The sequence below is a fragment of the Thioclava dalianensis genome, from assembly GCF_000715505.1.
Taxonomy (GTDB): Bacteria; Pseudomonadota; Alphaproteobacteria; order Rhodobacterales; family Rhodobacteraceae; genus Thioclava; species Thioclava dalianensis.
This window is the reverse complement of sequence record NZ_JHEH01000014.1, coordinates 13,815-26,377: the sequence shown is the minus strand read 5'-3', so window position 1 is coordinate 26,377 and position 12,563 is coordinate 13,815. Positions and strand designations below refer to the sequence as shown.

The following is a 12,563-nucleotide window of genomic DNA, read 5'->3' as shown; positions in this document are numbered from 1 at the left end:
CGTCCGCTCGGTGGCCCTCGATCTACTTTAAGGAGACCGGGCGGTCCGGGGCAGCCTGCTTGACGTCGAGGGCAGGATTGCGGGGCATTCGTCGAATCTTGGGGGCTCTCTTGCGGCGTGCCGGAGAGGCGAGATGGGCTGCGGATGTTCCCTGCGTTCGTTCGTTGCGGTGGGCGCGGCTTTTGCGCAAGTTTCGCGAAAAGTCCATGGCGTTTTGGCAATCGCCTCTCACATCGTCGTGACCACCGCTGCGTCATTCTTGCGCTCGCGTGCCGCGTTGCCTTTGATTGCGGCTTCAAACAAGAAACAGGGCCATCCGCGCCGTGCGAAACTGCCGAAAAAGATGCGGATGTGAACCCGGAAACACGGAGGTCTATCCTTGAAGTATTTTGCCACCATTTCTGCCTTGGCGCTTTGCCTGAGCAGTGCAGCGCCCGCGCTCGCTCAATCCGACCATGTGCCGCCCGGTACGAAACTGGCCGCCAACCAGACATTCACCTACTGGTTGCAGGACGACCTCAAAACGCTCGATCCCGATCTGAGCACGTCCAAGGACGGCAATGACGTCCTCCAGCAGATGTTCGACGGGCTTTATCAGCAAGACGATCACGGCAATCTCGTGCCCGCGATGGCCAAGAGCTTTGAGGTCTCCGACGACAAGCTGACCTATACGTTCCATCTGCGCGACGAGAACTGGTCGAACGGCGATCCGGTCACGGCGCAGGACTTCGTCTATGCGTGGCGTCGCCTAGCCGATCCCAAGACCGCCTCGGAATACGCTTGGTATATCGAGCTGATGCAGGTCAAGAACGCCCATGACGTGATCCAAGGCGACAAGCCGGTCACCGATCTGGGTGTGAAGGCGCTGGATGACCACACCTTGCAGGTCACGCTGGAAACGCCGATCCCGTACTTCCGCCAGATGCTGGTGCTGTCCTCGACCTTCCCGGTGCCCGAGAAGGTGGTGGAGAAATACGGTTCCGACTGGACCAAGCCGGAAAACATGGTGTCGAACGGGGCTTACACGCTGAAAAGCTGGAAGATCGGTGAAAGCATCGAGATGACTAAGAACGACAAGTATTGGGATGCGGCGAACACGACGCTGACCGATCTGAAGTTCATCCCGATTCAGGATCTCAACCAAGCTCTGACGCGCTATCAGGCGGGCGAGCTGGACTTCGTTCAGACCCCGGCCGGGCAGTATCCGCGCCTCAAGAAAGAGTATCCTGATCAGGCGCATGCTCCGCCGCGCTCCTGCGTTTACGCCTATCGCTTCAATGTCGGGCCGAACGGCCCCGAAGCGCTCAAGGACGTGAAAGTGCGACAGGCGCTGTCCTATGCGATCAATCGCAACGTGATCATCGACAAGATCCTCAAGGGCGGTCAGAAACCGGCCTATAGCTGGACCCATTGGGCGACCGCTGGCTTCAAAGCCCCCAATATCGCCTATGCGGATTGGACCGACAAAGAGCGGACCGACAAGGCCAAGGAGCTTCTCAAAGAGGCAGGCTACGGCCCCGATCACCCGCTCAAGCTGCGGATCATGTACAACACCTCTTCCGATCACAAGAAGATCGCGATTGCGGTGCAGCAGTTCTGGAAACAGATCGGTGTGGATGCGACGCTCGAGAATTTCGAGTGGAAGGTCTATCTCGACAAGCTCAACACGCAGCATGACTTCGACGTGGCCCGTACCGCTTGGTGTGCCGACTATAACGAGGCCTCGACCTATCTCGACGTGAACACCTCGTGGTCCGATCAGAACTCGGGTCAGTGGAAGAACGCCGAGTATGACAAGCTGATGAAAGACTCCAAAACGGCGGCAGATCCGGAAGCGGATTACACCAAGGCCGAGCAGATCCTCGCACAGGACATGCCGCTCGCGCCGATCTATGCCTATTCGCTGCCGATGCTTCTGAACGCGCATATCAAGGGCTATCCCTTCGATAACGTTCAGCTCAATTGGTACGCGAAGAACATGTACCGCACGGCGCAATAAGCTGCGCTGACAGCCCGGGCGGGTCACCTTTGGTGGCCCGCCTAAGCCATTTCGGGATATCCGCATGATCGTTTATATTCTCAAGCGTCTGGCGATTGCCATTCCGACGCTGCTGGTGCTCATCGTCGCGAGTTTCATGCTTATGCATGCAGCGCCCGGTGGCCCTTTCACATCCGAGCGCCAGGTGCCGCCGGAAGTTCTTGCCAATCTTAATGCGAAATACGGGCTCGATCAGCCGCTCTGGCGCCAGATCGTGACCTATCTCTGGGGCATCATTGCCCATTTCGATTTCGGGCCGTCGTTCACCTATAAGGACCGCTCGGTCAATGACATCATCGCCCAAGGCTTCCCCGTGACGCTGACCTACGGGTTTCTCAGCTTCATCGCCGCAGTGCTGGTGGGGGTTTCGCTGGGCGTGACCGCCGCGATCAAGCGCAACACGCTGCTTGACTATATCGCCGTCGGGATCTCGATTGGCGCGCAGGTGCTGCCGAATTTCGTGATGGCGCCGATCCTCGTGTTGATCTTCACACTGACGCTGCACTGGTTGCCCGGTGGCGGCTGGAGCTTTGACGATCCGCGGTTCTGGATCATGCCGGTCGTGGCTCTCTCGACCTCGTATATGGCGTCGATTGCGCGGATCACGCGCTCCTCGATGCTCGAAGTGCTCAGCTCGAACCATATCCGCACCGCACGCGCCAAGGGGCTGCCGTCGCGCAAGATCATCCTGCGCCACGCGCTCAAGCCTGCGCTGTTGCCGGTGATCTCCTATCTTGGACCGGCCTTTGTCTCGATGATCACCGGCTCGGTGATCGTGGATGTCTATTTCACCACCGGCGGCATCGGCAAAAGCTTTGTCGATAGCGCGCTCAATCGCGACTACGCGGTGATGATGGGGATCACGATCCTGCTGGGCACGCTGACCATCTTCTTCAACCTTGTCGTCGATATCATCTACGGATGGATCGACCCAAAAATCCGGTACTGATCATGGTCATAGATGAACGCAAGATGGCCTCTCTGGCCGAAGCAACATCGCGCGAAGACGTGGCGGGCCGGTCGCTTTGGGCAAATGCGCGGCGGCGGTTCTTCCAGAACAAGGCGGCGATCTTCGGGTTGTGCCTGTTGATCTTCGTCGTGGCGTTTGCGCTGTTTGGCAACTGGCTGGCGGCTTGGAACAATTCCGACATCGATTACAACGTGATGGGCGACCGGGTGGCCTCTGCGCCGTCCTTTGCCGACGGGCACTATTTCGGCGCTGACGATCTGGGCCGCGATCTCTTCGCGCGCACGGTGCAGGGCACGCAGATCTCGCTGCTGGTCGGGGTGATCGGGACGATGATCGCCGTCACCGTGGGCACGCTTTACGGCGCGATTGCGGGCTATTTCGGCGGCCGGATCGACGGCTTCATGATGCGACTGGTCGATATCCTTCTGGCGATCCCCTACATGTTCGTTCTGATCTTGCTGCTGGTGATCTACGGGCGCTCGATCGGGATGCTGTTCGTAGGGGTCGGGCTGATCTCGTGGCTTGAGATGGCGCGGATCGTGCGGGGCCAGACGCTCACGCTGAAGAACCGCGAATATGTCGAGGCCGCACGCGCCATCGGGGTGCCGAGCGCCACGATCATCCGCCGCCATATCCTGCCCAACCTCGTGGGAGTCGTGGTCGTCTTTGCGACGCTGCTGGTGCCGCTGATGATCCTGACCGAGAGCTTCATCTCTTTCCTCGGGCTGGGCGTGCAAGAACCCATGACGTCGCTTGGCGCGCTGATCTCGGAAGGGGCGGGGACGATGAATTACGGCACGCTTTGGCAATTGGCGTTTCCGCTCTTCTTCTTCATCATCACCTTGTTTGGTTTCTATTTCGTAGGGGACGGGCTGCGCGATGCGCTCGACCCGAAGGAGCGCTGATATGGCATTGCTGGACGTAACAGACCTGAATGTGCGCTTTGACACGCAAGAGGGCGAGGTGCATGCCGTCAACGGGGTGAGCTTCGCGCTGGAAAAGGGCGAGGCACTGGGCATCGTGGGGGAGTCTGGCTCGGGCAAATCCCAGCTCAGCTTCTCGATCCTCGGCCTGCTGGCGCCGAACGGCAAGGCGTCGGGATCGGTCCGCTTTGATGGGCGCGAGATCCTCAACCTGCCCGAGAGCGCGCTCAACAAGATCCGCGCCGACCGGATCGCGATGGTGTTTCAAGATCCGATGACTGCGCTCAATCCCTATATGCGGATCTCGGATCAGATGGCCGAGACGCTGATGCTGCATAAGGGGCTCTCCAAGCGTGACGCGATTGCGCAAGCGGTGAGCATGCTGGATGCGGTGAAGATCCCCGACGCGAAAAACCGGGTGCGGCTTTTCCCGCATGAGTTTTCGGGCGGGATGCGCCAGCGCGTGATGATCGCGATGGCGCTGTTGTGCAAACCCGATGTGCTGATCGCGGATGAGCCCACCACCGCGCTCGATGTGACGGTGCAGGCGCAGATCATGGATCTGCTGGGCGATCTGCGCCGCGAACTGGGCATGGCCACGGTGCTGATCACCCATGATCTGGGTGTTGTGGCGGGCTTTTGCGAGCGCGCAATCGTCATGTATGGCGGGCAGGTGATGGAGCAATCGCCCATCGATCCGCTTTTTGCGCAGCCCACCCATCCCTATACGCGCGGACTTCTGGCCGCGCTGCCGCGGCTTGACCACGACAGCAAGATGACCCCGATCCGGGGCAATCCGCCCAACATGACCGGCGCGCCCACGGGCTGCCCGTTCTGCCCGCGCTGCGATTTCGTCGAGGATATCTGCCACAGGACGATGCCGCCGCTCGAAGGGTTTGCCGATGGCCGGCTGCGGGCCTGTCACCGTTCGGTCGATTTCATCGAGGAGGCTGCATGATGGGCACCGCTCTGATCGAAGCCCGCGACCTGCGGGTGACTTTCGAAATCCGCCGCGGCTCGGATCTGCCATGGCAGGAGCCGCCGAAGCTGCGCGCGGTCAATGGTGTGAGTTTCGCGCTGGAGCAGGGCAAGACGCTGGGGATCGTGGGCGAATCCGGGTGCGGGAAGTCCACACTGGCGCGCGCGCTGATCCGGATGCTGCCCGCCGAGGGCGAGGTGATCTGGCAGGGGCAGACCGATCTCTTGCCGCTCAACCCGCGCCAGATGCTGAAATACCGCTCGGATATTCAGATGATCTTCCAAGATCCGCTGGCCTCGCTCGATCCGCGCATGACGGTCGGCGAGATCATCGCCGAGCCCTTGCGCACGCATCGCCCGAAAATGGGCGGGCGCGAGCGCAAGGAGAAAGTGCGCGAGGTGATGCAGAAGGTGGGCTTGCTGCCCAACCAGATCAATCGCTACCCGCATGAGTTCTCGGGGGGCCAATGTCAGCGCATCGGCATTGCCCGCGCGCTGGTTGTCGAGCCGAAGCTTCTGATCTGCGACGAGCCGGTCTCGGCGCTCGATGTGTCGATTCAGGCTCAGGTGATTGCCCTGCTGGAAGATCTGCGCCGCGATCTGGGTCTGACGATCATCTTCATCGCCCACGATCTCAGCGTCGTGCGCCATGTCTGCGACGAGGTGATGGTGCTGTATCTTGGCCGGATGATGGAGGCGGGCCCGACTGAGAAGCTGTTTGCAGCGCCCCAGCATCCCTATACGCAGGCCCTGCTGTCGGCGGTCCCGATCCCCGATCCGGAAGTCGAGCGGCGCAAGAAGCTCATCGCGCTTGAGGGCGATCTGCCCAGCCCACTCAACCCGCCATCGGGTTGCCCGCTGCGCAACCGTTGCCCGCGTGCGACCGAGCTATGTGCCAGCACGCCGCCCACCGAGCAGGTCGAGGGGCGCGCCGTGTTCTGCCACCATCCCGGACCCGCGCCAGAGCTGCAAGCGGTGCTGGCGGAAAGCTGAAAATTGCGGCGCGGGCGGTGGCCACATCGCCCGCTCACGCGGATGTGCGCATCTGGCTCAGACGTGGTTTGTCCAAAGAGTCAAAACGCTGTTACGTTCCTCCGATAGAGCGCCTGAGCAAGGCGCCAGTCTCTCGGAGGTTTTCCCATGTCGATTTTGTCCCGTCGTCAGTTTCTACTGACCAGCACCGCCGCAAGTGGGCTGGTGATGGTTCATCCGTTTTCCGCCAGCGCAGCCGCTGGTCAGGCGCATTTGCGTCTGCTGTGCACGACCGATCTTCACTGCCATATCCGGCCCTATGACTACTATGCCGACAAGCCCGTCGACACGGTGGGTCTCTCGCGCACCGCCAATTTGATCGAGGGGGTGCGGGCCGAGGCCACGAACACCATGACATTCGACAATGGCGATTACATGCAGGGCAATCCGATGGCCGATTACATCGCCTATTCCAAGGGGATGAAAGAGGGCGATACCCATCCGGTGATCGCGGCGATGAACGTGCTGGGCTATGATTGCGGGACGCTGGGCAACCACGAGTTTAACTACGGCATGGATTTCCTCGGGCTGGTCAATGCGAAGGCGGGCTACCCGCTGGTTTGCGCCAACTTCGCCCATAAGCTGGGCGCCAGCCCGCGCGAGGATGATCTCTATCTCGACCCTTATATCATTCTCGACCGCGAGTTGACCGATGGCGCGGGCAACAAGCTGCCCATCAAGGTCGGCGTGATCGGCTTTGTGCCGCCGCAGATCATGGAATGGGACCGAGGTCATCTGGAGGGCAAGTACAACACCCGTGATATCGTGCAGGCCGGCGCGGCTTGGGTGCCGCAGATGCGCGAAGAGGGGGCCGATATCGTCGTGGCGCTCGCCCATACCGGGATCGACGCGGGCGGCCAAAGCGAGGGCATGGAGAATGCAGCCCTCTATCTTGCGGGCGTGGAGGGGATCGATGTCGTGATCACCGGCCACCAGCACCTGAACTTCCCCGGCAAGGATTTCGAAGGCCCCGGCATCGACAATGACAAGGGCACTTTGATGGGCAAGCCCGCCGTGCAGGCCGGGTTCTGGGGCAACCATATGGGCCTGATCGACCTGATGCTCGAGCATGACGGCAACGCCTGGAAAATCGCGACCCACAGCTCCGAGATTCGTCCGATCTTCAAGCGCGGCGAGGATCGCTCGATCACCGCGCTGACCACCGATTACGCACCGGTCCTGCATTCGAGCGATCAGGTCCATGAGGCGACGCTGAAATATGTGCGCGCGAAAGTCGGTGAGACCTCCGCCCCGCTGTATTCCTATTTCGCGCTGGTGGCTGATGACCCGTCCGTGCAGATCGTGTCGAATGCGCAGCTTTGGTATGTGAAGAAGCTGCTTGAGGATACGCCCGAGGGCAAGCTGCCGCTTCTGTCGGCGGCGGCGCCGTTCAAGGCGGGCGGGCGCGGCGGCCCGGATTACTATACCGATGTGCCCAAAGGGCCTTTGGCGATCAAGAACGTGGCCGATCTCTACCTTTATCCCAACACGCTTCAGGCGGTGAAGGTGACGGGCGCGCAGGTCAAAGACTGGTTGGAGCGTTCGGCGGGCATGTTCAACCATGTTCCTGCCGGATCAAGCGATGCGCTCCTGCTCAATCCGGATTTCCCGAGCTACAATTTCGATGTGATCGACGGGGTGACCTATAAGATCGACATCACGCAGCCTGCGAAATTCGACAAGGACGGGGCCGTTGTGAACCCCGAGACGAACCGGATTGTCGATCTGCAATTCGAGGGCAAGCCGATCGACCCCAAGGCCGAGTTCGTGATTGCTACGAACAATTACCGCGCAGGGGGCGGCGGGAATTTCCCCGGTGCCGATGGATCGACTGTGCTCTACCGCGCCCCCGACACCAACCGCGACGTGATCGTGCGCTACATCCACGACAAAGGCACGGTCAGCCCGCAGGCCGATGCGAATTGGAGCTTTGCGCCCGCGAAGGGCACGACGGTCTTGTTCGAGACCGGGCCCAAGGCGCAGACCTATCTCGAAGACGTGAAGTCGCGCGGGCTCGATATTGAGCCGGTCACAGGCGGCGAGGGCGGCTTTGCGCGCTACCGTATTTCGCTCTAAGAGGCCGTAAAACAATAAAAGAAGGGGTGCTTTGCGCCCCTTCTTTTTGCATGATGCGCCTGCGGCTTTCGGGCGAGACGGCGCGCGGCCTGCAGATAATTTTCGCCGTCGGAAAACGCGTCTTTCCGCGTAGAAAGACCTTACGGTGTCCGGAACGGGTCGTCCCGTCCGGCAGGACTATCGGGACAGAGGATTTCAGGGATGATGTCGGAGTTGGGACAAGGGCGCGTTCTCGCGCTGCTGCTGGCGCTGGGACTGTTTGGGGCTCAGGCGCAGGCGCAGGGCATGCGTGGCGGCGCGCGCGGCGGCCCGACCGAAGTGGGCGTGATGACGGTCAAGACCGAGGCCGTGCCCTATGAGGTCACCTTGCCGGGGCGTGCCGTGGCGTTTGAGCAGACCGATATCCGCCCTCGCGTCGATGGTCTGATCAAGTCGATCGACTATCGGGCGGGCCATAAGGTCGCGACGGGCGATCCGCTGTTTCACATCGATGATGACACCTATCAGGCCTCGCTGAGTGCCGCCGAGGCCGAGCAGGCCAGCGCGCAGGCCAATGTCGAGGCCGCGCAGGCGCAGGTCGACCGCTACAAGAAGCTCGAGTCCACCTCTGTGTCGATCAGCGATCTGGAGACGGCAGAGGTGACGCTTGCGAAAGCCAAGGCCTCGCTTCTGACCGCCAAGGCCGATTTGCAGACCGCCCAGCTCAATCTCGACCGCACCGTCATCCGCTCGCCGATTGACGGGATTCCCGATGTCGCGACGGTTTCGGTGGGCTCGCTGGTCACCTCAAATCAGGCCGATGCGCTGACCACGGTGACGCGGCTTGACCCAATCTATGTCGATGTCAGCGAAAGTGCGGCCCGGATCATGAAGGTCCGCCAGCGCATCCGTCAGGGCACGCTGAAACCGGGCTCGCAGATCAAGGCCTCCGTGCAGCTGGAGACCGGGGAGCAATATGATGGCACCGGCACCCTGATCAGCCCCGGCGCGACGGTGTCGGCAACGACCGGTTCGGTCGATTTCCGCTTTCAGTTCGACAATCCCAACCGGATGATCCTGCCCGGTCAATTCCTGCGCGTGACCCTGACGCTGGGAGAGACGCAGGCGATTTTGGTGCCGCAAGGCGCGACCTCGCGCGGCGGCGATGGCGCGCTCACGGCCTTTGTCGCAACCGATGGCAAGGCGCACCAGGTCGTGCTGACCTCGGCGGGCACCTATAAGAATGCATGGATCGTGACCGATGGAATCCAAAGCGGCGATGCGCTGATCCTCGATGGGTTGAAGGATTTGCGCGATGACGCCGATATCAAGACCGTTCCGGTGACGATCAACGATCAGGGCGTCGTCGAAGACGTGAAGCCGCAGGCGGATGCCGCAGCCGGGGGCGGGCAGGCCGCCAGTGCCGCCAAGCCGCAGAAGAGCGAGTGAAGCGCACATGATCCGTTTCTTTATTCACCGCCCCGTTTTTGCCATCGTGCTGGCGCTCGTGACGATGCTTGCGGGGGGCTATGCCTATACGCAATTGCCGGTGTCGCAATATCCCGAAGTCGCGCCCACGACGATCCGTATCTCGGCCAGCTATTCGGGCGCCACGGCGCAGGCGGTCGAGAACTCGGTGACAACCCCGATCGAGGATGCGCTGACCGGGCTCGACGGCATGATCTACATGGAGAGCACGTCCAATCAGGGCTCCGCGCGAGTGACGCTGACCTTTGATGGCTCAATCGATCCGATTGATGCCGAGAACGAGGTGCAGACCAAGATCCGCAAGGTCGAAAGCCAGCTTCCCGATGCGGTACAAACCTCAGGCGTCAGCGTCTCGCGCTCGTCCTCCGATATCTTGCTGGTCGGCGCTCTGGTGTCGAGCGATGGCAAATATTCGACCGTTGAGCTCGGCAACCTGCTCGATACCGAGGTCAAGGGCGCGGTGGAGCGCACGCAGGGCGTGGGCGGGCTCAATGTCTTTGGCTCGGGCTATGCGATGCGCGTCTGGCTCGATCCCTATAAGCTCGAGCAGTTCCAGCTGACCCCGACCGATGTGACCGCGGCCGTGCAGGCGCAAAACACCACCGTGTCGGTGGGGGCGCTGGGCGATCTGCCGACCACGCCCGGTCAGCAGTTCACCGCGACGATCACCGCGCAAAGCCAGCTCAACACGGTGGAGCAATTCGAGAAGATCCTGCTCAAGACCGAAAGCAACGGCTCAGCGGTCTATCTGGGCGATGTCGCGCGGGTCGAGATCGGGCAAGAGAATTACGGCACGAACTCGAAGTTCAACGGCGAGAATGCCTCCGGGTTCGGCGTCAACCTCGCCAATGGGGCCAATGCGGTCGACACGGCGCGGGCGGTGCGTGCGACGCTGGACCGGCTGGCCCCCTCGCTGCCTGAAGGGGTGAGCTTCAAGATCGCCTATGACACCTCGCCCTTCGTCGAGCTGTCGATTGAGAAAGTCTATCACACGCTGGCCGAGGCAATCGTTCTCGTGCTCATCGTGATCCTCGTTTTCTTGCAGAAATGGCGCGCGACGCTGATCCCGATTGTTGCGGTTCCGGTGGTGCTGATGGGCACATTCGCGGTGCTGCTGGTCTCGGGCTATTCGATCAACACGCTGACGATGTTTGCGATGGTGCTTGCGATTGGTCTGCTGGTCGATGACGCGATCGTCGTGGTCGAAAACGTCGAGCGGGTGATGGAGGAAGAGGGCCTGAGCCCGATGGCCGCCACCGAGAAAAGCATGTCGCAGATCACCGGCGCGCTGGTGGGGGTGGCGCTGGTGCTCTCGGCGGTGTTCTTACCGATGGCCTTCTTTCCGGGCTCGACCGGGGTGATCTATCGGCAGTTCTCGGTCACGATCATTACCGCGATGGTACTGTCGGCTATTGTGGCGCTGATCCTGACGCCCGCACTCGCAGCCAAGCTTCTGCGCCCCTCCAAGGGCGCCCCGATTGCGCCCGCGCGCATGTTCAACACCGGCTTTGGCAAGATCCAGTCGGGCTATGGCGCGGCGGTCGCGCGGATCTTGCGCAAACCGTTCCTGATGGCGCTGGTGCTGGTGCTGGTGATCGCCGCTGCATGGGGGGTGTCCCAGCGCTTGCCCAGCTCGTTCCTGCCCAAGGAGGACCAGGGCGTTCTGATGTCGATTGTGAACCTCTCGGAAGGGGCCACGACCGCGCAGACCTCGGATGTCGTTGATCAGATCACCAAATATCTGATGACCAGCGAGAAGGACAATGTCGCCTCGGTCTTCGCCACTCTGGGCTTTTCCTTTGGCGGGTCGGGGCAAAATACGGCGATGGTCTTTGCCAAGCTCAAGGATTTCGACCAACGCACCGGCGCGGGGCAGAATGTGGCGGCGATTGCGGCGCGTGCCAATGCCCATTTCGCGGGCCTGCGTGCCGGGCAGGTATTTTTCGTGCAACCGCCCGCAATTCGCGGGCTGGGCAACAGTTCGGGCTTCCAGATGTATCTTGTCGATCAGGCCGGCAATGGCCCGCAGGCGCTTGCAGAGGCTGCCGACACGCTGATTAAAGAGGCGGAGGCCGATAGCCGCCTGACCAACCTGCGCGTCAATGGGGATGAGGATAAGGCCGCGCTGCAGCTCGATATCGATCAGCAAAAGGCGGAGAGCTACGGGCTCTCGCTGAGCAGTCTCAATTCGATGCTGTCGGTGATCTTCTCGGGCAAGGACGTCAATGATTTCGATCTCAACGGCAATCTGCGCCCGGTCTATGTGCAGGCCGATGCGCCCTATCGCATGCAGCCGGGCAATATCGACGATTGGTATGCGCGCAACAGCTCGGGCGAGATGGTGCCGTTCTCGGCCTTCACATCGACGAAATGGGTCGCCGTCGCGCCGCGCCTGTCGCGCTACGATGCGACCAATGCCATCGAGATTTCGGGCCAAGCCTCGGACAGCGCCAGTTCCGGGGCGGCGATGGATGCGATGCAGGAACTGGTGAGCAAGCTGCCGGGCGGCTATGGCCTCGCATGGACGGGGCTGAGCTATCAGGAGCGCCAGTCGGGCAATCAGGCGCCCTATCTTTATGCGCTCTCGGCGCTTGTGGTCTTCCTCTGTCTCGCGGCGCTCTATGAGAGTTGGTCGATCCCGCTTTCGGTGATGCTGGCCGTGCCGGTCGGCCTGCTGGGGGCGTTGGGGGCTGCCTGGGCCTTCGGGCAGGCCAATGACGTCTATTTCAAGGTGGGCATTCTCACCACGATTGGGCTTGCGGCGAAAAACGCCATTCTGATCGTCGAATTTGCGCGCAATCTTGAGGCGCAGGGCAAAGGGCTGATCGAGGCGACGCTGGAGGCCGCGCGCCTGCGCCTGCGACCGATCCTGATGACCTCGCTGGCCTTCATGCTGGGGGTCGTGCCACTGGCCATCGCAAGCGGGGCAGGGGCGGCTGCACAGAACGCGATCGGGATCGGGGTGCTGGGCGGGATGGCCGCAGCAACTTTTATCGGCGTGTTCATGGTGCCTGCCTTCTACGTGCTGATCCGCAAGATCACACCGGGCGGCGGACCTGTGCAGAAATAGGCCATCACG

8 protein-coding genes are annotated in these 12,563 nt (G+C 61.5%); all 8 read left to right on the top strand.

The window, feature by feature from the left end:
- Nucleotides 1–379 precede the first annotated feature (379 nt).
- The gene (locus tag DL1_RS12025) at nucleotides 380–1,999 is read left to right on the top strand and encodes a peptide ABC transporter substrate-binding protein (protein WP_051693518.1); all 1,620 of its coding nucleotides are present in this window, start codon (nucleotides 380–382) and stop codon (nucleotides 1,997–1,999) included.
- Between the two features lie 64 nt (nucleotides 2,000–2,063).
- Entirely contained in the window at nucleotides 2,064–2,987 is a 924-nt protein-coding gene (gene oppB / locus DL1_RS12020; RefSeq protein ID WP_038066489.1) for an oligopeptide ABC transporter permease OppB, read from the top strand.
- Nucleotides 2,988–3,010: 23 nt separating this feature from the next.
- Nucleotides 3,011–3,913 (top strand): ABC transporter permease subunit, encoded by a 903-nt coding sequence (locus DL1_RS12015; protein ID WP_038066633.1) that lies wholly within the window; start codon nucleotides 3,011–3,013, stop codon nucleotides 3,911–3,913.
- A gap of 1 nt (nucleotide 3,914) precedes the next feature.
- Complete coding sequence (locus DL1_RS12010; RefSeq protein WP_038066488.1) at nucleotides 3,915–4,889, top strand: oligopeptide/dipeptide ABC transporter ATP-binding protein; 975 nt, start codon at nucleotides 3,915–3,917, stop codon at nucleotides 4,887–4,889.
- Nucleotides 4,886–5,902, top strand: coding sequence for an ABC transporter ATP-binding protein (locus DL1_RS12005; RefSeq protein WP_074854840.1), 1,017 nt, complete (start codon nucleotides 4,886–4,888; stop codon nucleotides 5,900–5,902). The genes DL1_RS12010 and DL1_RS12005 overlap by 4 nt, the downstream gene beginning before the upstream one ends.
- A gap of 147 nt (nucleotides 5,903–6,049) precedes the next feature.
- Complete coding sequence (locus DL1_RS12000) at nucleotides 6,050–8,017, top strand: bifunctional 2',3'-cyclic-nucleotide 2'-phosphodiesterase/3'-nucleotidase (protein WP_038066487.1); 1,968 nt, start codon at nucleotides 6,050–6,052, stop codon at nucleotides 8,015–8,017.
- A 201-nt stretch (nucleotides 8,018–8,218) separates the two neighbouring features.
- Entirely contained in the window at nucleotides 8,219–9,445 is a 1,227-nt protein-coding gene (locus DL1_RS11995) for an efflux RND transporter periplasmic adaptor subunit (RefSeq protein WP_051693516.1), read from the top strand.
- A 7-nt stretch (nucleotides 9,446–9,452) separates the two neighbouring features.
- Nucleotides 9,453–12,554, top strand: coding sequence for an efflux RND transporter permease subunit (locus DL1_RS11990; protein WP_038066483.1), 3,102 nt, complete (start codon nucleotides 9,453–9,455; stop codon nucleotides 12,552–12,554).
- The last annotated feature ends 9 nt before the right edge of the window (nucleotides 12,555–12,563 follow it).

Bases quoted from the DNA above. Each gene is read 5' to 3' on its own strand.
- DL1_RS12015 (WP_038066633.1), top strand. From the start codon at position 3,011: ATGGCCTCTCTGGCCGAAGCAACATCGCGCGAAGACGTGGCGGGCCGG.
- DL1_RS12010 (WP_038066488.1), top strand. From the start codon at position 3,915: ATGGCATTGCTGGACGTAACAGACCTGAATGTGCGCTTTGACACGCAA.
- oppB (WP_038066489.1), top strand. From the start codon at position 2,064: ATGATCGTTTATATTCTCAAGCGTCTGGCGATTGCCATTCCGACGCTG.
- DL1_RS12000 (WP_038066487.1), top strand. From the start codon at position 6,050: ATGTCGATTTTGTCCCGTCGTCAGTTTCTACTGACCAGCACCGCCGCA.
- DL1_RS11990 (WP_038066483.1), top strand. From the start codon at position 9,453: ATGATCCGTTTCTTTATTCACCGCCCCGTTTTTGCCATCGTGCTGGCG.
- DL1_RS11995 (WP_051693516.1), top strand. From the start codon at position 8,219: ATGATGTCGGAGTTGGGACAAGGGCGCGTTCTCGCGCTGCTGCTGGCG.
- DL1_RS12005 (WP_074854840.1), top strand. From the start codon at position 4,886: ATGATGGGCACCGCTCTGATCGAAGCCCGCGACCTGCGGGTGACTTTC.